Genomic DNA, 19614 nt, shown 5'->3' with positions numbered 1-19614 from the left:
ATTAGCAAAGACATCTAATACTATAGGGTTATTTTTAGAGGAAAAACGGCCATTCGAGGGATTTTACAGCGTTATATTCTGAGTTATATAACGCATTTTTTATGTGGTTTTATCATGCCATGAGAAAGATCACGGACAGAGAGGAAAAACTCTGAATGGAAACGGCTATTCTGTTGGCAGATAAGCCTGGCCGGTCAGCCACAGGTGAATGGCATTGCGGCTGGCTTCAAAATGCGGCTCCGGCAAGGCATTCGGAGAACACCAGCGCCATTCGGCACATTTATCCGGTTCTTTGCGTTCGGGTGTGCCGCCGGGATGCTGTGTCTGCAAGCACACGGATACCGTATGTTTTCCTTCGGCGCGCCAGGTTTGCAGATTATTGCTGATACCGATAAAACGAGGTGGGGCGATCATCAACCCGGTTTCTTCGGCGATTTCACGCTGTGCGCACTGTTCAAAGGTTTCACCCTCATCCAGGTGCCCACCGGGAATAGACCAGAAAGGCGCGTGCTGACCGCAGCGTTTTCCCAGTAGTACTTCCCCTTGCGCGTTTACGATGATCACACCGACTCCTGCAACTACAGACATGTATAGCTCCGTCAGCAAAATTTCAGCACAGTATGTCATTTTAGCGCCGCGACAGGTAACCCTTCGGGAAAAGTGTGCGTAAGGTCAAAAATCTATGACATCAAAATGGAGAAAACTTGCTTTCATCCAAGGCTGATTACACACTCCTTGAAACGTTTCAGCGTTATTGTCACGATGATTCGGTGCCGATAACGCTCCTTTTTCCCAATGAAGCTGAAACGATTCAATTCAGCAGGAGAGGAGCATCATGTTCCAGTTGTCACAGCAAGATATTCACCTGGGCGCAACCGCCGGTAGCAAGCAGGAAGCCATCCAGCAAGTGGCTTCAGCACTGACTGAGGCAGGCTGCGTCAGCGCCGCCTATGTGGACGGCATGTTGCAGCGCGAGCTGCAAACCTCCACTTACCTGGGTAATGGCATTGCCATCCCGCACGGTACCACCGATACCCGCGATCTGGTGTTGAACACCGGTGTACAGGTATTCCAGTTTCCGCAGGGCATCGAATGGGGAGAGGGCCAAACCGCATTTGTGGTGATCGGCATTGCTGCCCGTTCTGATGAGCACCTGGCGCTCCTGCGCCAACTGACCCATGTCCTTAGCGATGACAGCGTAGCCGAACAACTGGCGAAAACCACGTCAACGGAAGAGCTGCGCAGTTTGTTGATGGGTGAAAAGCTGACGGCGGAGTTCAAGTTTGACGCGTCTCTGATTGCGCTCGATGTGGCCGCCGACAGCCTGATGACGCTGCAGGCGTTGAATGCAGGCCGCCTGCAGAAGATCGGCGTGGTTAACGCGCAGTTTGTTAGCGACGTCATCACCCGCAAGCCGCTGAATCTGGGGCAGGGCATTTGGTTAAGCGACAGCACCGAAGGCAATTTGGCCAGTGCAGCGACCCTCAGCCGTCCGGCTCAAGCCTTTGACGAAGACGGCGAGAAGGTGGCGCTGTTGCTGACGCTGTCCGTGGCCGATCAGCAGCCGCTGGCCGTGTTGAATTATTTGAGCGATTTGCTCTTGGCAAACAAAGCTGAACGCTTGCTGAACGCTGATGCCGTCACCGTGTTGGCCTTGTTGACCAGTGAGGTAGAAGAAGAAAGCACCATGCTGAGCGCTGAGTACGTGATCCGTAACGAACACGGTTTACATGCACGCCCGGGTACAGCGCTGGTCAACGTGATCAAGCAGTTCAGCAGTGAAATTACCGTCACTAATCTCGATGGCAGTGGCAAACCGGCCAATGGTCGCAGCCTGATGAAGGTTGTGGCGTTGGGCGTGAAGAAAGGACATCACCTGCGCTTTACCGCCAAAGGTGAAGATGCTGAAGCGGCGCTGAAGGCGATCGGAGAAGCGATTAACGAAGGACTGGGCGAGGGCGCAGCATGAGCAGAAGAGTAGCAACAATTACCCTAAATCCGGCTTACGATCTGGTGGGTTTCTGCCCAGAGATTGAGCGCGGTGAAGTTAACCTGGTCAAAACCGCAGGTCTTCACGCCGCCGGGAAGGGGATCAATGTTGCCAAGGTGCTGAAGGACCTGGGTATTGATGTCACTGTGGGCGGTTTCCTGGGGAAAGATAACCAGGACGGTTTCCAATTACTGTTCAGCGATTTGGGCATTGCCAATCGTTTCCAGGTGGTTCCGGGGCGCACTCGCATTAACGTCAAACTGACGGAAAAAGACGGTGAAGTGACGGATTTCAACTTCTCTGGTTTTGAAGTGACGGGGCAGGATTGGGAACGTTTCGTGACCGACTCCCTGAGCTGGCTGGGCCAGTTTGACATGGTGGCGGTGAGTGGCAGCTTACCGGCCGGGGTTGATCCCGATGCCTTTACCGACTGGATGGTCCGCCTGCGTGCACAGTGCCCGTGCATTATCTTCGATAGCAGCCGTGAAGCACTGGTGGCTGGATTGAAAGCGGCACCCTGGTTGGTGAAGCCAAACCGTCGTGAACTGGAAATCTGGGCCGGTCGGCCCTTGCCGCAATTGGCCGATGTGGTTGAGGCCGCACATGCATTGCGCGATCAAGGCATTGCCCACGTAGTGATTTCTCTCGGTGCCGAAGGTGCGCTGTGGGTTAACGCTTCCGGCGCCTGGATTGCCAAGCCACCCGCTTGCGAAGTCGTCAGCACCGTGGGGGCAGGTGATTCTATGGTTGGCGGCCTGATTTATGGCCTGCTGATGCGTGAGTCCAGTGAGCATACTTTGCGCTTGGCCACCGCTGTGGCTGCGCTGGCAGTCAGCCAGAGCAACGTCGGCGTGACCGATCGTCCACAGTTGGCCGCAATGATGGCGCGTGTCGATCTGAAACCTTTTAATCAATAGCTGGAGGCAGAATGAAAACACTGCTGATGATAGACAGTTCGCTGGGACAGGCACGTGGTCACCTGGCGAAACGTATGCTCGGTGCTGCGGCGGCGAAAGCCGGTCTGACACGGGTTGAATCGCTGGCCGAGGCTGAGCTGGTGGTGGTGGCAGGGCAAACTGCACCTGCTGATGCCGCACTGAACGGCAAACGGGTTTATGTGGGTGATGTTGAACACGCTGTCCGTGAGCCTGACGCCTTTCTGGCGCAGGCCATCGCCGACGCGAAAGCCTACCAGGCACCTGTCGCCGCGCCGCTTGAGCCTGTAAAAGGGGCGGGGCCAAAACGTATCGTGGCAATTACCGCGTGTCCAACGGGGGTCGCCCACACCTTTATGGCTGCTGAAGCCATTGAGAGTGAAGCTAAAAAACGCGGTTGGTGGGTAAAGGTAGAAACCCGCGGATCCGTGGGTGCCGGTAATGCCATTACGCCAGAAGAAGTCGCTGCGGCCGATCTGGTCATTGTCGCGGCAGACATCGAGGTGGATCTGGACAAGTTTGCCGGTAAGCCGATGTACCGCACGTCTACCGGTCTGGCACTGAAGAAAACGGCGCAAGAGCTGGATAAGGCCGTCGCCGACGCGGAGATTTTCCAACCGCAGAAAAGCGGGGCACCAGCCGCTGCGGGCAAGAAGAAAGAGAGTGCCGGGCCATATCGCCACCTGTTGACGGGCGTGTCCTACATGCTGCCAATGGTGGTAGCCGGTGGTCTGTGTATTGCGCTGTCGTTTGTGTTCGGTATCAAGGCGTTTGAAGTCAAAGGTACGTTGGCCGCAGCGTTGATGCAGATTGGCGGCGGTTCAGCCTTTGCGTTGATGGTGCCGGTACTGGCCGGTTTCATTGCTTTCTCTATTGCTGACCGTCCGGGTCTGACGCCGGGTCTTATTGGCGGTATGCTGGCGGTAAGCACGGGTGCCGGTTTCCTCGGCGGTATTATTGCCGGTTTCATGGCGGGCTATGTTGCCAAATTTATCAGCACCAAACTGCGTCTACCGCAGAGTATGGAGGCGCTGAAACCGATATTGATCATTCCGTTGGTTGCCAGCCTGATCGTCGGTTTGATCATGATTTTCGTCGTCGGTACGCCGGTCGCGAAAATCATGGAAGGTCTGACTCACTGGTTACAGTCATTGGGTACCGCTAACGCGGTGCTGCTGGGCGCGATCCTCGGCGCGATGATGTGTACCGACATGGGCGGTCCGGTCAACAAAGCGGCCTACGCGTTCGGCGTGGCACTGCTGAGCTCCTCAGTGTATGCCCCAATGGCAGCCATTATGGCGGCGGGCATGGTCCCCCCGCTGGCGATGGGCCTGGCGACACTGTTGGCGCGTCGCAAGTTCGAGAAGTCTGAGCAGGAAGGCGGTAAAGCGGCGCTGGTACTGGGCCTGTGCTTTATCTCCGAAGGCGCAATTCCGTTTGCGGCCCGTGATCCAATGCGTGTGTTGCCATGCTGCATCGCCGGTGGCGCACTGACCGGGGCCTTGTCCATGGCGTTCGGCGCCAAGTTGATGGCACCGCACGGCGGGCTGTTTGTCCTGCTGATCCCAGGTGCTATCACACCGGTACTGTTGTATCTGGTGGCGATTATCGCCGGTACGCTGTTGGCGGGGGTATCGTACGCGGTGTTGAAACGGGCTGACGTTCCGGCGGCGACGGTCGCTTAACGTTGATGCAGGCAATAAAAAACCGGAGCCCAGGCTCCGGTTTTTTTATGTGGTCATCACTGCTGCGCTTTCAGCCAGGCGATCTCTTCCGCCCAGATATCCGGGTTCACCGTTTCCAGAATCAACGGGATATTGTCGAAACGTGGGTCACGCATGATATAGCTGAACACCGTTTTACCGATGTTGCCTTCACCCAGACTGTGGTGCCGGTCAACACGGCTGCCGAACTCGCTCTTGGCGTCATTCAGGTGCATGCCGCGCAGATACTGGTACCCGACGATGTCGCCGAGCGCTTTAAACGTCTGTTCGCAGGTCTCTTCGGTACGCAGATCGTACCCAGCAGCAAAGGCATGGCAGGTATCAATACAGACACCGACGCGGCTTTTGTCTTCCACGCCGTCGATGATCGCCGCTAAATGTTCAAACTTGAAACCCAGATTACTGCCCTGACCGGCGGTATTTTCGATTACCGCCGTCACGCCGGTTGTTTTATCCAACACCAGGTTGATGGATTCGGCGATACGCGCCAGACATTTGTCTTCATCAATCTGTAGCAGGTGGCTACCTGGGTGGAAGTTCAACAGCGTCAGCCCCAGTTGCTCACAGCGCTGCATTTCATCAAGGAAGGCCTCGCGGGATTTTTCCAAGGCTTCGGTTACCGGGTGGCCGAGGTTAATCAGATAACTGTCGTGCGGCAGGATTTGTCCTGGACCGTAACCGTATTGCGCGCAGGCACTTTTAAACTTATCGATCACGTCTGCAGGCAGTGGAGCGGCTTTCCATTGACGTTGGTTTTTCGTGAACAGGGCGAATGCGGTCGCCTCTAATTCGTGCGCGCGGATAACCGCCTGATCCACGCCGCCTGACGCGCTGACATGTGCACCGACAAACTTCATTTTCATTCTCCTGTGTAATCGGCGTCATTATGGCATTGATAGCGGTAGGATTGAATGGCGGGAAAAGCGATGGCCCGCAATGGCGGGCCATTGAGAAGAGAATCAGAGGAAATGTTGCACCAGCAGGTTTATTGCGCCGCCGCCGACCATCAGCCAGACGAACAGCAGGGTAGCCAGCAGGATCGGTTTGACCCCAGCCTGGCGCACCGCACTGATGTGGGTGGTCAGGCCCAGTGCCGCCATCGCCATCGCCAGCATCCAGGTGTCGGCGGTAATCAGGTGTTTAACCAGCGTCGCTGGGATCAGGTTGAACGAGTTCAGCCCGGCGACGGCGATAAACAGTACCGCGAACCAAGGAATGGTGATGGCAGATTTTTCCGCTTTGTGCCCGGTGCTGCCCGTACTGCGACTACGGCTGATATACCCAGAGAGCAGGACCAGGAAGGGGGCCAGCATCATCACGCGGATCATTTTTGAGATCACTGCGGCATTTTCAGCATCCGGTCCGATAGCATGCCCAGCGGCAACGACCTGCGCCACTTCGTGGATGGTCGAACCGGTGAAGATACCGAAAGTTTCCTGGTTAAAGGAGAACCACTGGAAATGCTCATTCAGGTTGTACATCCATGGGTAGATGAAGATTGCCAGTGTGCCGAACACCACCACGGTGCTCACGGCCACCGCCACTTTGTTTGAGTCTGCCTTCAGTACCGGCTCTGTGGCCATGACGGCGGCTGCACCGCAGATACTGCTGCCGGCCCCGATCAACATGGCGGTTTGGCTGTCAATGCCGAAGACCTTTTTACCCAACCAGCAGGCGAGCAGAAATGTTGTGCTCAGGGTCAGCGCATCGATGATGATGCCGGTGGTACCTACGTCGGCTATCTGCTGGAAGGTAAGACGAAAACCGTAAAGGATAATGCCGAGCCGCAGCAAACGTTGTTTGGCCAACTGAACGCCGCCATGGCAGCTCGGTTGTAACCAGGGATACACCGTATTGCCCACCACAATGCCAAGTAAAATCGCCAGTGTCAGCGCACCCAGTCCCAATCCGGCCACCCACGGAATATCACCGACCCAGACCGCCAACGCGGTGATGGCACCCGTCAACAGGAGTCCTGGCACTAAGTGAGATAAACCGAACAGAGGAAATTGCCGCGATGGAAAAGTATGTGTGGTATTGGTCGCCATAAGTCAGCCCTTTTAATCAAATTCTTGAGCACAGACTACGTTCTTGCCCCATAAAAGAGAAATTGATTATATGTTTATAACTTATCTGAATAAGTGGTTAATCGGTATCGGCGGCTTTCATACTGATTTCTGCAAACGTGGTAACATTACTCGTATTCACCCTGAGCGCTATTGCCGGTCAGTAGCGCAGATTTTGCATTAATTTCAGTGACTTTATTCGATGTCACCTTTGATGAATACCGAGACGCTATGCATATTACCTTACGTCAATTAGAAGTCTTTACCGAAGTGCTTAAAAGCGGTTCGACCACGCAGGCTTCCGTAGTTCTGGCGTTATCACAGTCGGCGGTCAGTGCAGCGCTGGCCGATCTGGAAGGGCAGTTGGGCGTACAGTTGTTCGATCGTGTCGGCAAGCGTCTGGTCATTAATGAACATGGCCGACTGCTGTACCCGAAGGCGCTGGCGCTACTGGAACAAGCGGGAGAAATTGAACAGTTGTTCCGTCATGATGCCGGTGCGCTGCGTATCGGTGCCAGCAGCACCATCGGCAACTATATGCTGCCAGAGATGATCGCCCATTATCGGCATGATTTCCCTTCGACTCCGCTGGAGCTCAACGTTGGCAACAGCCAGGACGTGATCGGTGCAGTCGCTGACTTCCGGGTTGACCTGGGGCTGATCGAGGGGCCTTGTCATATGCCTGAATTGGTCACTCAGCCGTGGCTGGAAGACGAGCTGGTGGTGTTCGCTGCGCCGGATAGCCCGTTGGCGGGGCAACCACTGACCTTGACGATGCTGGCTGAAGCCCCCTGGATCCTGCGCGAGGGCGGTTCGGGTACGCGTGAAGTACTGCATCACCTGCTGCTGGCGCATTTACCCCACTTTCAGTTAGTGATGGAGCTGGGCAACTCGGAAGCGATAAAGCATGCGGTTCGCCACGGTATGGGGATCAGTTGCCTGTCGCGCCGGGTGATTTGCGAGCAGTTGGCAAGCGGTGTGCTGGTGGAGCTACAGGTGCCGTTGCCTCCGCTGATGCGCACGTTGTATTTGATTCACCATCGGCAAAAGCATATCTCCAGTGCTCTACAGCGTTTCCTGAGTTATTGCGCGTTTCAGCCTTGATAACGTCTCCATAAGGTGAAACAAAGCATAAAAAGCTGCTCCCTGTCACATTAATGACAGTAAGTAAGGCCATCCCGACCGTTGCTAATAATTAGCCCTGAATTATGAAGCTATCTTATATCAGTGCAATGTTACTAGTTCGCTGGCGGGTATTTGTTACAATCCGCCCTCATTTTTTTTGACCAGCAGATAGGGTAAGAATGGCTCAGCAGGATATAAAAACATCGGGGCAACAAGCACCCGGATTGCGCCGCGAGCTGAAGGCGCGGCACTTAACCATGATTGCTATTGGTGGTTCTATCGGCACGGGTCTGTTTGTCGCCTCTGGTGCGACGGTTTCTCAGGCTGGCCCTGGTGGGGCACTGCTGTCTTATGCGCTGATTGGGTTGATGGTCTACTTCTTGATGACCAGCCTGGGTGAACTTGCGGCCTTTATGCCGGTATCGGGTTCTTTCTCCACCTACGGCGCGAAATATGTCGAAGAAGGCTTTGGTTTCGCGCTGGGTTGGAACTACTGGTACAACTGGGCTGTGACCATCGCCGTTGACCTGGTGGCCTCGCAGTTGGTGATGACCTACTGGTTCCCGGACACCCCAGGCTGGATCTGGAGCGCACTGTTCCTCGGCCTGATGTTCTTGTTGAACTACATTTCAGTCAAAGGCTTCGGTGAAGCAGAATACTGGTTCTCGCTGATCAAAGTGACCACCGTCATTATCTTCATTGGTATTGGCGTGCTGATGATTTTCGGCATCCTTAAAGGCGGCGAACACGCAGGCTGGCAGAACTGGACCATTGGTGACGCGCCGTTTGCCGGCGGTTTCTCGGCAATGATTGGCGTGGCGATGATCGTCGGCTTCTCGTTCCAGGGGACCGAGCTTATCGGTATCGCTGCCGGTGAATCGGAAAACCCAGGTAAAAACATCCCGCGCGCGGTGCGTCAGGTGTTCTGGCGTATCCTGTTGTTCTATATCTTTGCCATTCTGATTATCAGCCTGATCATTCCTTATACCGATCCGAGCCTGCTGCGTAACGATGTAAAAGACATCAGCGTCAGTCCATTTACGCTGGTCTTCCAGCACGCCGGTTTGCTGTCGGCTGCGGCGGTGATGAATGCGGTTATTCTGACTGCGGTACTGTCCGCCGGTAACTCTGGGATGTACGCATCCACCCGTATGCTGTTTACCCTGGCATCAGAAGGTAAAGCGCCGCGTATTTTTGCCAAACTGTCGAAGGGTGGGGTGCCACGCAACGCGTTGTACGCCACTACCGTGGTCGCGGGCCTGTGTTTCTTGAGCTCAATGTTCGGTAATCAGTCAGTTTATCTGTGGCTACTGAATACCTCGGGCATGACCGGCTTTATCGCCTGGTTGGGGATTGCCATCAGTCATTACCGTTTCCGTCGTGGCTACATGATTCAGGGGCGTGATCTGAACGACCTGCCATACCGTTCCGGTTTCTTCCCGCTGGGGCCGATTTTTGCCTTCGTCCTGTGTTTGATCATTACGTTGGGGCAGAACTACCAGGCATTCCTGCAAGACCGAATTGACTGGTACGGTGTGACAGCCACCTATATCGGTATTCCACTGTTCCTGATTATCTGGTTCGGTTATAAGCTGACGCGCGGCACCCGTGTCGTGAAGTACAGCGAAATGGAATTCCCGAAAATGGACGTGAAGTAACCTCGGGTTATGCCCCGGGATTTCAGGCTGCGGTCGAAAAGTTCGGCTGCAGCTTGAAAGACAACGCGCATATCACGTGGCGGGATACCGCCGCGTTATTCCTTCCCATTGATTGTCAGCGCGTGTTGCGCTGCGGCCATCAGATTCTCAACCTTCTGATAATCCTGCGTTAACGCCAGCACGCCGGTGTTCAGTTGCAGCGACACCTCACCAAAAGCCCCAAAATCGTAGGGCGCCTGCAGTGGCGGGACAATACGCGCCAGAAACTCCCCTTCAGAACCGTAAGGTAGGCCGTGTACCAGGATCAGGAATTGGCCTCCGGTATAGCGACAAACAAAATCGCTGGGACGAACCAGCATTTTCAAGCGCTCGCCAATGGTGCGTAATACGTCGTCGCCGATGAGAACGCCGTGGCTCTGATAGAGTGCGGCCAGCGGGGTAAATTCGATAATAAACAGGTGGGAAAGCGGATGCATCGTTGCTGAAGGTCGACAAACCTCCTGCATGACGGCTTCACCGCCTGCGCGGTTGAGGAAGCCGGTTAAACGATCCTGGTGGGCCGCTTTGTGTTTTTCGGCTGTCAGTGTGACATGTTGAGTGACCTGGCGATGGTAAAACGCGATCAGCCCATGGGCTAACAGGAGCCAAAGCGGGATGATGTCTGCCAGTAAAAACAGATTCTGTACGCGCGATAGCGGCGCGACCGCGAGATAGGGCAGCGTCAGCAGCATGATTTCCAGCAAGGCAAAGCGTGGTGCGGCGGCATGGCGCTGCATCAGCCAGAAAGCCAGCCCGGTAATCAACAGGCCGGCGAACAGGATAAGCACCATGCGGCCTGACAACATGACCAACAGCGCGGTTGCGCCTACCAATGCGCACCACAACAGCACTGTCACAAGCATGGCATTGGGCCAGCGTGGCGGATTGACGCGCGTCAGCCACCAACGGCCGCCGGTCAGCAGTAAGAGTGAGGCCAAGAGCGCGGCACCGAGTGCACTATGGGTCAACCAGATGTACCCCAGCAGCAGCACCACCACACCGGCGGCATTGAGCCAGGGTGTTGCGGGAGAAGGCAGCAACCTAAGCCGCATTTGGCGTTGAAATTGGGCATCATCCGTATGCTGTGGGCTTTGTACCAGCCAGTGCAGCAGAGCGGGCCTTTTAGGCGTTAACGTGGGGAGTCGACTTCTCATTGCAGCCTCATTAATCAGGACCTCGCCAATAAGCCTTAAAGAGCGAGCTTGGCGCGATTGGCACGCCGTTTGGCGGTCAGGCTTCGGATTCTATGTGGTTTCGTTGCGATTTGTCACAGCCAGGCGGGGTGGGGCCTCACTTTCGGAATTGTTAACCCTGCGTGCTTTCACGGGGTTATCGGGGGGATTGGGTGAATAGCGTTATAAAATAAAGTGTTACATCTTTATATGACAGCTAATAGCTATTGATATGATTGATAAGTATTATCGTTTGCTTTATTGTTATCGGCTGCTTATCAGGTTCAAGCGGCCGTTTGCAGCCGCGATGGTCATTGTCGTAACAGGTATCCGAAATAATGAGCGTATCCACCGATCCTATCCCTGGGACCAAGGGGCAACCCAGCGTCAATGTGATGGGGCGTTATCACCATATTCTCCGTCACCGTTTATTGATGATGGGGGTGCTGGCACTGGCGATTTTGGGTTCGCTGCTGCTGGACTTTACCATGGGGCCTTCCGGGCTTTCACTGTCCTCCTTGTGGCAAACGCTGATTGACCCTGCGGCGGCAGATGCCGGTACGCGGGTGATCGTCTGGGATATCCGTTTGCCTTATGCATTGATGGCCGTGGTGGTCGGGTTTGCGCTTGGCTTGGCTGGCGCAGAAATGCAAACCATCTTGAACAATCCGCTTGCCAGCCCGTTTACCCTTGGCGTTTCGTCCGCTGCGGCGTTCGGTGCGGCTCTGGCTATCGTGTTGGGCATTGGCGTACCTGGCATACCGGACCAATGGTTTATCTCCGCCAACGCGTTTATTTTTGCCCTGTTTGCGGCACTGATGCTCGATGGCATTACGCGCTGGACACGTGTTGCGACGTCTGGCGTGGTGCTGTTTGGCATTGCGTTGGTGTTCACCTTTAATGCACTGGTTTCCATGATGCAATTTATTGCCAGCGAAGATACGTTGCAGGGGCTGGTGTTCTGGACCATGGGCAGCCTGGCGCGTGCTTCATGGGACAAGTTGGGTATTCTGCTTGGTGTATTTGCCGTGTTGTTGCCGTTATCGATGATGAGCTCGTGGAAGTTGACCGCACTGCGTTTGGGTGAGGATCGGGCGGTAAGTTTCGGTATCGACGTGCGCCGGCTGCGCCTGACCACGTTGTTGCGTATCAGTATTCTTTCTGCATTAGCGGTTGCCTTTGTTGGCCCGATTGGCTTTATCGGCCTGGTGGCACCGCATATCGCGCGCATGATTTTCGGTGAAGATCACCGTTTCTATCTGCCGGCCAGTGCGCTGATTGGCGCGCTGGTGCTGTCGATGGCCTCTGTGGCGTCTAAAAACCTGATCCCGGGCATTATCATTCCGGTCGGTATCGTCACCTCGCTGGTGGGCGTGCCGTTCTTCCTGAGTATTATTCTGCGTCACCGGGGTAATGTATGAATCAGGGATTGCGTATTGAGCACTTCTCCGCTGGTTACCCGAAGCGTCAGGTGATCACCGATCTGGCGGTTCCCATGCTGCCTCGTGGCCAAATTACCGTGCTGCTGGGGCCAAACGGCAGCGGAAAATCGACGCTGCTGCGTTCACTGGCCGGGTTGAACCCAGCACAGGGGCAACTGTGGCTGGACGACATCGATCTGATGCAGATCCCTTTTGCCCGCCGGGCAGAAAAGGTCGTGTATTTGCCGCAATCACTGCCCGCTGGGGTGCATTTGCACGTGCTGGAGTCAATCATCGTGGCGCAACGTGCCTCGGGTGGCCGCAGCAACGCCGGCAGTGAGGCGGAAGTCATGGCGCTGCTTGAGCAGCTTGGCATTGCCCATTTGGCATTGAGTTATCTCGATCAGCTTTCGGGCGGTCAGAAGCAGTTGGTTGGATTGGCACAGTCGTTGATCCGTCAGCCGTCCTTATTGCTGCTGGATGAGCCGCTGAGCGCACTCGATCTTAACTACCAGTTCCACGTGATGGATTTGGTACGTAAAGAAACCCGTAAACGCAATATCATCACGGTGGTGGTGGTGCATGACATCAACATAGCCTTGCGCCATGGTGATCATGTATTGATGTTACAAGACGGCGAATTGATTGCTGACGGTGCGCCAGAAGAGGTGATCACGCCACAGAGTTTGGCGCGTGTCTATGGTGTTCGCGGGCGCATTGAGCGTTGTTCGCAGGGGACACCCCAGGTGTTGATCGACGGATTGGTGAGCCAGCCCGCGATATAAGCCCAAAAGGCCCGGCATCGTCGGAATACCGATCGGTTAAGATGTTCTTTAGCGAGTTCAACGTTATTTTCGGTCGATAAGCGCGCGAAGCACCATGAGGCTCATGCGCCTCGACCGAGCAAGGGGCCGTAAGCGCGGCCCCTTGCAACCTGCGCTCTTGCCCACTCAGACGGTTGGCTGCGCCAACGGCTCTCACTTCATCACACCGCATCACGGCCGGCTACGACAGGCGTCCCTGCCTGTCTCGCCTGAAACCGCCGTCCATGGCGGTTTCGCCTATGCGTTGTTCTTGCGTTCGACGTCTTCAGGGCGCCCAACCCCGTGCTCATCCCATCATGTTCACTGTCTTTCATCGCGCAACGTCACTCTGAGGGCATAGGTTGCCCAGTGGTTGTCAATGCGGGGGTTGACCTTGGTGCGCATCACCGGCTGCCGAGCAAGACGGCGTTGTCAGGGGCAATCGGCCAGGGAAGGCCGGTTGAGGCGAGACTAACAGGGACGTTTGTCGTAGCCGACCCGCCCGACAACGCAGGTGCAGCGAGGGGACCCGAAGGGCTGACGGTGTTAAGCGAAGGCGCGGGTGGAGGGGCCGCGCCTTCGGCCCCTCCAATTGCCATTCATTGTGGCTACAGAGAAAGATAAGATATTTATGGCAATTCTACTTACACTGAACCTACAGAGACCGAATAAAAAATGCCAGTCAGGCTTAGCTGACCCGTATTAGGGTATCACCGCGCCTGTTTATTTACTTCTTATTCAGCGCGTCAGCGACGCGTTCGACGATATGTTGGCTAGTGATAATGCCACCTGACAGATACACCTCAGCCGCCGGTAAATACACCACCTGGCCTTTCTTGACCGCAACGGTGTTTTTCAGTGCCGTGCCGGTGAGTATCTTCTGTGGCGCAACGGCGTTCGGACGGCCGGTTGCCGCGTCACGGTCGATGATAAATAACCAGTCTGGATTCAACTTAGCGACCTGCTCGGGTGTCAGTTTGTTGCCACGCACATCGGGATTTTCGCTTTGTAATGCTGATTTGAACCCAAGGGCATCATAGGTGAAGCTGAAGCGGCTTTTAGGCGCATAAGCGCTGATCTTCCCGCCGGAGAACAGTACCACCAGACCACGCCCGGCTTTGGCTACCTGCGGCTTGATTGCTGCTATTTCGGCGTCCAGTTTGTCGACGGCGGCTTGCGCTTGCTGCTGTTTATCGAACAATTCACCCAATTGCAGTGTGCGTTGCTTCAGGCTACCCAGTTGATCTTGTGGATCAACCGCCATATTTAACGTCGGCGCGATGCCACTGAGTTCGGCATACGCCTTGGAAGAGCGACCGGCAATCAGGATCAGGTCCGGTTTGGCCGCACGTAGCGTAGCCATGTCTGGTTCAAACAGCGTACCGGCGTTGAGGTATTTGGCATCTTGGTACTGCTTTAGGCTGTCCGGCAGCATGGTGCGGTTGCCCGGTAGTGCCAGTGGTTCGACACCCAGCAGCTGCAGTGTTTCCAGCGACGCATAGTCCAGAACGACCACGCGCTGAGGGTGCTTTTTCACGTCGGTGGTACCGTTAAGGTGTTGAAAACTGACCGTCGCCGGGGCATCGGGGGCTGCGGTGCGGGTTTTGTTGGTACAGCCTGCCAACGCCATGCAGGCCAGCAAGGCGATAACCAGAGGGGAACGACGTAAAGTCATTGTGGCTTCCTTGGGTAGAGGTGACAAAAAGGGCGCGCAGTGTGAGTGCGCGCCCTGTGTGGCATTAGAAGTTGTAGGTCATGCCGACGGTGTAACGGCGGCCATCGAGCGTGGTGCCGTAGTTATCATAATCGACAGTCTTGTCGAGGATGTTGTACACCCCACCGGTGACCATCAGGTTTTTATTCGCCTGGTAGCTGAGGCCGGCGTCAACAAAGGTGTAAGACGGTGTGCTTTTAGCCATCGACGAACGGCTCATATAGTCTGAAGTCTTGCTGCGGAAGTTAACGCGGGACCACAGGCTGACGTCGTGAGTGGCCTGCCAGTCCAATACGCTGTTAATCATATGCTTCGGCATCTGGTTTAGCGGTTTGCCCTGGAAATCCCCACTCTTCTGTTCAGAGGTTGTGTAGGTATAGTTGGTGGTCAACTGCCAGTCTTTGGTGATTTCCCACCCGAAAGTGGTTTCCACACCGCGCATATTGGCTTTATCGACGTTAGTACGGTCGCTGATAAAGTAATACGGCGTGTTGCCGATCATACACTGTGCGTCGCCATCACCGCTGTCGCAGCGACGGACTTCGGTGATTTTATCTTTGAAGTCGGTGTTAAACAGGGTGATGCTGGCGTTCAGGCCCTGCAGGTTATCCCACATGATACCGATTTCTTCGCTCAGGCTCTTTTCTGGCTTCAGATCCGGGTTACCGATAATGATTGATGTGCGGCCACCGCCGGTGATTTGCCCCCAACCGGCGGAGGATTGACGCAAATCCGGTGAGCGATAGCCGGCGGAAACGCCGCCTTTCAAGGTAAACTGTTCAGTCAGGTGCCAGACGCCGTACATGCGTGGCGTCCAGTGATTGCCGTAGTTCTGGTCCTGATCCATACGGATGCCGCTGGTCAGGCTGAAGTCGTTGGTCATCGCCCATTCGTCTTCGGCAAACAGCGCCCAGCTCCAGCGCGTCAGTTTGTTCAACTTATCTGCCGCTTCCATCTGGTTGCCACCGTCACTCAATTTTTCGTAACGGTACTGACCGCCGATGTTCAACATGTGAGCGCCCAGTTCGAACTGGTTTTGGGTGTTGAAGATGGTGTTATACATCTTCATATTACGGCCTGGGTTATTGGTTTCTTCGCGTTGAATGTAGCTGGTGGTATTGCCGAAGTCATAATAGCCGTTGTGGGTTACAGCGTAGTTGGTTCGGGTGTAAAGGCTGTCACTGGCGCGGTTAGGCGTACATTTCTTATTGCGGCAGTTTTCGGTCGCCATGGATTTACCAGGCGTACTGTTACGATCTTGCAAAGAGCGGCCAATTTCAAAATCAAAATCGTTCTGTTCGTTTGGCGTCAGGCTGAATACCGCGGTACCGCTGCGCATGCGCTGTTCATTGAAGCCATTGACGATTTTATCCTCGGCGCGGCGTGACAGCAGACCATTGACCCGCAGCCCCAGCAAACCGTCAATCAGCGGGCCGGAGGCATAGGCATTGGTCTGGAACAAATCGCCGGAATTGCTGTTTTCCTGGAAGGTGGAATCGCCGTGCAGTGAACCTTTCCAGCCCTGAGTATTGGAGGTTTTGCGGGTGATCACGTTGATCACGCCACCCATCGCATCAGAGCCATACAGTGAAGACATAGGTCCGCGTACCACTTCAATGCGTTCAATGGCTTCCATTGGCGGTAGCCAGCCCTGTTCGATGCCAGCGTTATCGCTGTTGGGACGGGTGCCACGGGTGTCAACACGTTTGCCGTCGACCAGGATCAGGGTGTACTTGGGGGCCATGCCGCGGATACTGATATCGCTGCTGCTGGCGCCGCCGACCACCACCACGCCCGGCACGTCTTTCAACGCGTCGGTAATATCACGGTAGGCTTTGTCTTCAATTTGTTGACGTGGGATCACAGAAATAGACGCGGGGGAGTCCTGGATTTTCTGTTGGAAACCGGAAGCGGTCACCACCATGGTGTCCTGAGCGTCTTGTTGCGCAGCGAAAGCGCTGGCGCTGGTGATTGTGGCAATAATCAGTGCAGTAAGCTGGTTATAACGTGGCTTTTCCATGAGGCAAACCTTTCCTGGTCTGATGTAAAGCGACAAAGTGTCGTTTTAACGGTTTGAATAATAAGTAGAAACGTGCCCCGTCGTTGCGAGGATCGTCGTTCCGTCAGTATTTCGTCAGGCCATTGTAAGGATTTTATACAGAATGTAAACGCAAATGATAATTCGTATCATTTGTATGTTTGCGAGGGAAGGGAAACATTAACCGTATGAATTAAAGGGAAAACCGGCGCAGCAAGGTATGCGCCGGTGGAGCCATCAGCGTTTCTGGATATAGGTAATCGCTAACGCCAGGGCCAATACCAGACCTTTGATAATGTCCATGGCATAGTAGGGCACGGAAAGCATCACCAGGCCGTTTTGCAACACGCCGAGGATCACTGCCCCTACCAATGTGCCGAGCGCGTTGGGTTTGCCGGAGCCTGCCAGCGAGAAACCAATATAGGCAGCGGCAACCGCATCCATCAGATAACCGCCGCCGGCGTTCACCTGTGAAGATCCGATACGTGACGCCAACAATATGCCGCCAAGCGAGGCCAGCAGGGCTGAAATGACGTAGGCAGCAACCCTGTAACGCACGGTGCGAATGCCAGAAAGACGCGCGGCCTCCGGATTACCGCCGATAGCGTACATGCGACGGCCATGCTTGGTCAGCGACAGAAAAAGCTGTACCACGATGGTCACCGCCAGCATGATCAACACGATCACCGGTACCTGGCCCAGGGAGGAGAAAATGTCCGGGATCAGGCCTTCAGCCATATCACCGTTCGGCAGCAGCATGTTTTGGGTGATTGACCCGCCGTAGCTGTAGGTCATGGCCACGCCCTGGATCACGAACAGGCTGGCTAGCGTCGCCAGCATGTCGGGAATTTTCAATACGACGATCAGGAAGGCGTTGAACAGGCCAACCAGCGTACAAATCAGTAGTGTCAGCACAATCGCCCCGGTCGTGCCGAAGCCGTACCAGACGAACAGTGAAACCACCAGGGCATTCGCGAGTGAAGCGGTGGAGCCGACGGAAAGGTCGAAGCCACCCACCGAAAGCGAGATGGACACGCCGATAGCGATCACCGTAACGATGGCGATCGAGCGCAGAATGTTGATGATGTTGTTCGGATCGAGGAAGTTGTCCGACGCCAGCCCAAACAGGGCGATCAACGCAACAACGGTGAGTAACATCCCCCATTTGTAGAGAAACTCAAACAGCTGATGGCGCCAGGGTTGCGCATTCTGCAGGGATAATTCTTTACTCACGCTGGGGTTCCTCCGGTGGAATACAGTAATAAGGTTTCTTCATCAATATCGGCGGCATTCAGTTCCGCCACGACTCGCCCATCCCATAGCACGCAGATGCGATCGCATAGGCCGACCAGCTCCGAGAATTCACCGGAGGCATAGATAATGCCTTTCCCCTCGCGTGCCAGGCTGTCGATCAGGGTGAAAAGCTCTTGTTTGGCCTTGATATCCACGCCCTTGGTCGGCTCATCAAATATCAGCACGCTGGCATCACCGCGTAGCCATTTGCCAATGGCCACTTTTTGTTGGTTGCCGCCGGACAGCCTTGCCAGCCGTTGTTGAGGGCCAGAAGCACGAATGTTCAGGCGTTGCATGATATCCCGCGCCCAGCGCAGTTCCTGACGGCGACTGAACAGACTCCAGCGTGAGAAGCTGTCGTCGGCGCTGACGCTCAGGTTCATCGGGATAGCCTCATCGATAAAAATGCCTTCTTTACGCCGCTCTTCCGGCACCAGTGCCAGCCCTTGTTCAACGCTGAGGTGCGGAGCGCGCGGAGCCCAGGATTTGCCCAGCAGTTCTCCGCGCTCAAGGCGGGATGGGGAGGCCCCAAACAGTGCTTTGCACAGCTCCGTTTTACCTGCGCCGGCTAACCCAGCGATACCGAGGATTTCCCCTTGATGCAGTTGCAGCGTGATGTCGCGCAGTTTATGGCGATCGTGCAGGTTTTCTACCTGCAATAACGGGCGAGATCCGTGCGGTGGGCGACGTGGCGGGAAGATATCGTCCAACCGGTGACCGAGCATTTTCTCAACAATCTGCTCGCCACTCAGGCCTTGCATGGCATCGTCACTGACATGGCGGCCATCACGCAGCACCGTTAAGCGATCGCAGATTTCACTCAGTTCGTGAATGCGGTGTGAAATAAAGACGATGCCAATGCCCTCTGACTGGAGGCGGCGCACAACGCGGAACAGGCGTTCGCTCTCGGCGCGATCGAGCGGGGCGGTGGGTTCATCCAGCACCAGGAAACGGCAACGGTGTGACAGTGCGCGTGCCAGCAGCACTTGCTGTTTTTCCGCCAGCGTACAGTCGGCCAAACGCTGGCGCAGGTTGATGTTCACATCCAACTGGGCCAGTAACTGCGCTGCCTGCCGGTACAGCTGTGGCCAATTGAGCAGATGGCCCGGTTCATTAAGCCAATCGAGCATGATGTTTTCCGCCACTGACAGCGTGGGGATCAGTGCCACATCCACTTCTTGCTGCACCACGTGGATCCCATATTGGCGTGCCTGCAGTGGCGAATGAATATCCACTTTTTGGCCGTCGATAAAGATCTCTCCACGGTAATGATCATGTGCACCGGACAGGATCGCCATCAGTGTGGATTTCCCCGCACCGTTAGCCCCGACCAACGCATGGGTAGAACCGCCCAGTAAGGTAAAGTCGACGTTTTGCAGCGCGTTGAATCCGGCAAAGGCGATCGAGATATTGCGCATCTCGAGGCGTGAGGGCGTAGTGGTTGGCATAGTGATTAAAGACGTTTAGGTGTTTAGATGGCTAAAGATAGTCTTTTGTAACACAGATTGCGCTTCTCGCAACAAACTAAATGGCATAACTGAGACGAAAATGATTTTTCGTCGAGAGGGGGGCCCGTTCAGCGCAAGAGACATCACTGAACGGGACGCGATACAAACGAGATCACGGGCAACGCAAC

15 protein-coding genes are annotated in these 19614 nt (G+C 55.2%); 7 read left to right on the top strand and 8 right to left on the bottom strand.

Features of this window, described 5'->3' with window-relative positions; all coding sequences use genetic code 11:
• Positions 1-165: 165 nt before the first annotated feature.
• Positions 166-588 (bottom strand): NUDIX domain-containing protein, encoded by a 423-nt coding sequence (locus JOE25_RS13930; RefSeq protein ID WP_209636069.1) that lies wholly within the window; start codon positions 586-588, stop codon positions 166-168.
• 247 nt (positions 589-835) lie between these two features.
• Between JOE25_RS13930 and fruB the strand changes: the two genes are divergently transcribed.
• From fruB to fruA, 3 genes are read left to right on the top strand one after another with little or no spacing between them, the layout of a single operon-like run.
• Entirely contained in the window at positions 836-1969 is a 1134-nt protein-coding gene (gene fruB, locus JOE25_RS13925) for a fused PTS fructose transporter subunit IIA/HPr protein (RefSeq protein ID WP_209636067.1), read from the top strand.
• The gene (gene fruK, locus JOE25_RS13920; protein ID WP_099063729.1) at positions 1966-2907 is read left to right on the top strand and encodes a 1-phosphofructokinase; all 942 of its coding nucleotides are present in this window, start codon (positions 1966-1968) and stop codon (positions 2905-2907) included. The genes fruB and fruK overlap by 4 nt, the downstream gene beginning before the upstream one ends.
• Positions 2908-2918: 11 nt before the next feature.
• Positions 2919-4610, top strand: a complete 1692-nt coding sequence (gene fruA / locus JOE25_RS13915; RefSeq protein ID WP_209636064.1) for a PTS fructose transporter subunit IIBC — start codon at positions 2919-2921, stop codon at positions 4608-4610.
• 56 nt (positions 4611-4666) lie between these two features.
• Here fruA and nfo read toward each other — a convergent pair whose 3' ends face one another.
• Entirely contained in the window at positions 4667-5506 is an 840-nt protein-coding gene (gene nfo / locus JOE25_RS13910) for a deoxyribonuclease IV (protein ID WP_209636062.1), read from the bottom strand.
• 102 nt (positions 5507-5608) lie between these two features.
• Positions 5609-6697, bottom strand: coding sequence for a YeiH family protein (locus JOE25_RS13905; protein ID WP_209636060.1), 1089 nt, complete (start codon positions 6695-6697; stop codon positions 5609-5611).
• Between the two features lie 249 nt (positions 6698-6946).
• Between JOE25_RS13905 and yieE the strand changes: the two genes are divergently transcribed.
• Together yieE and JOE25_RS13895 are read left to right on the top strand one after the other, a co-directional pair.
• Complete coding sequence (yieE, locus tag JOE25_RS13900) at positions 6947-7819, top strand: DNA-binding transcriptional regulator YeiE (RefSeq protein ID WP_209636058.1); 873 nt, start codon at positions 6947-6949, stop codon at positions 7817-7819.
• Between the two features lie 200 nt (positions 7820-8019).
• The gene (locus tag JOE25_RS13895) at positions 8020-9498 is read left to right on the top strand and encodes an amino acid permease (protein WP_037425538.1); all 1479 of its coding nucleotides are present in this window, start codon (positions 8020-8022) and stop codon (positions 9496-9498) included.
• Positions 9499-9593: 95 nt separating this feature from the next.
• On the opposite strand, the gene JOE25_RS13890 is transcribed toward JOE25_RS13895, so the two are convergent.
• On the bottom strand, positions 9594-10691 hold the full coding sequence (locus JOE25_RS13890; RefSeq protein ID WP_209636056.1) for a diguanylate cyclase: 1098 nt from the start codon (positions 10689-10691) through the stop codon (positions 9594-9596).
• Positions 10692-11047: 356 nt separating this feature from the next.
• Between JOE25_RS13890 and JOE25_RS13885 the strand changes: the two genes are divergently transcribed.
• Both JOE25_RS13885 and JOE25_RS13880 read left to right on the top strand, forming a co-directional pair.
• The gene (locus JOE25_RS13885; protein WP_209636052.1) at positions 11048-12130 is read left to right on the top strand and encodes an iron ABC transporter permease; all 1083 of its coding nucleotides are present in this window, start codon (positions 11048-11050) and stop codon (positions 12128-12130) included.
• Complete coding sequence (locus tag JOE25_RS13880; RefSeq protein ID WP_209636050.1) at positions 12127-12915, top strand: ABC transporter ATP-binding protein; 789 nt, start codon at positions 12127-12129, stop codon at positions 12913-12915. The genes JOE25_RS13885 and JOE25_RS13880 overlap by 4 nt, the downstream gene beginning before the upstream one ends.
• A 745-nt stretch (positions 12916-13660) precedes the next feature.
• Here the strand turns inward: JOE25_RS13880 and JOE25_RS13875 are convergent.
• From JOE25_RS13875 to JOE25_RS13860, 4 genes are all read right to left on the bottom strand, one after another.
• Positions 13661-14608: a siderophore ABC transporter substrate-binding protein gene (locus JOE25_RS13875; protein ID WP_209636048.1), complete on the bottom strand. Its 948-nt coding sequence runs from the start codon at positions 14606-14608 to the stop codon at positions 13661-13663.
• 64 nt (positions 14609-14672) lie between these two features.
• Positions 14673-16667, bottom strand: a complete 1995-nt coding sequence (locus JOE25_RS13870; RefSeq protein ID WP_209636046.1) for a ligand-gated channel protein — start codon at positions 16665-16667, stop codon at positions 14673-14675.
• Between the two features lie 255 nt (positions 16668-16922).
• Positions 16923-17918, bottom strand: a complete 996-nt coding sequence (locus tag JOE25_RS13865; protein ID WP_209636044.1) for an ABC transporter permease — start codon at positions 17916-17918, stop codon at positions 16923-16925.
• A complete protein-coding gene (locus JOE25_RS13860; RefSeq protein WP_209636042.1) occupies positions 17915-19426 on the bottom strand; it encodes a sugar ABC transporter ATP-binding protein in 1512 nt (503 codons plus the stop codon). Before JOE25_RS13860 ends, JOE25_RS13865 begins: the two co-directional genes overlap by 4 nt.
• Positions 19427-19614: the final 188 nt, after the last annotated feature.

It is taken from the genome of Serratia sp. PL17 (assembly GCF_017832355.1).
In the GTDB taxonomy this organism is placed as follows: domain Bacteria; phylum Pseudomonadota; class Gammaproteobacteria; order Enterobacterales; family Enterobacteriaceae; genus Serratia.
The sequence above is the reverse complement of the archived record's forward strand: the minus strand, read 5'-3'. Positions and strand labels throughout refer to the sequence as shown.

Bases quoted from the DNA above. Each gene is read 5' to 3' on its own strand.
- JOE25_RS13930 (WP_209636069.1), bottom strand. From the start codon at position 588: ATGTCTGTAGTTGCAGGAGTCGGTGTGATCATCGTAAACGCGCAAGGG.
- fruB (WP_209636067.1), top strand. From the start codon at position 836: ATGTTCCAGTTGTCACAGCAAGATATTCACCTGGGCGCAACCGCCGGT.
- fruK (WP_099063729.1), top strand. From the start codon at position 1,966: ATGAGCAGAAGAGTAGCAACAATTACCCTAAATCCGGCTTACGATCTG.
- fruA (WP_209636064.1), top strand. From the start codon at position 2,919: ATGAAAACACTGCTGATGATAGACAGTTCGCTGGGACAGGCACGTGGT.
- nfo (WP_209636062.1), bottom strand. From the start codon at position 5,506: ATGAAGTTTGTCGGTGCACATGTCAGCGCGTCAGGCGGCGTGGATCAG.
- JOE25_RS13905 (WP_209636060.1), bottom strand. From the start codon at position 6,697: ATGGCGACCAATACCACACATACTTTTCCATCGCGGCAATTTCCTCTG.
- yieE (WP_209636058.1), top strand. From the start codon at position 6,947: ATGCATATTACCTTACGTCAATTAGAAGTCTTTACCGAAGTGCTTAAA.
- JOE25_RS13895 (WP_037425538.1), top strand. From the start codon at position 8,020: ATGGCTCAGCAGGATATAAAAACATCGGGGCAACAAGCACCCGGATTG.
- JOE25_RS13890 (WP_209636056.1), bottom strand. From the start codon at position 10,691: ATGAGAAGTCGACTCCCCACGTTAACGCCTAAAAGGCCCGCTCTGCTG.
- JOE25_RS13885 (WP_209636052.1), top strand. From the start codon at position 11,048: ATGAGCGTATCCACCGATCCTATCCCTGGGACCAAGGGGCAACCCAGC.
- JOE25_RS13880 (WP_209636050.1), top strand. From the start codon at position 12,127: ATGAATCAGGGATTGCGTATTGAGCACTTCTCCGCTGGTTACCCGAAG.
- JOE25_RS13875 (WP_209636048.1), bottom strand. From the start codon at position 14,608: ATGACTTTACGTCGTTCCCCTCTGGTTATCGCCTTGCTGGCCTGCATG.
- JOE25_RS13870 (WP_209636046.1), bottom strand. From the start codon at position 16,667: ATGGAAAAGCCACGTTATAACCAGCTTACTGCACTGATTATTGCCACA.
- JOE25_RS13860 (WP_209636042.1), bottom strand. From the start codon at position 19,426: ATGCCAACCACTACGCCCTCACGCCTCGAGATGCGCAATATCTCGATC.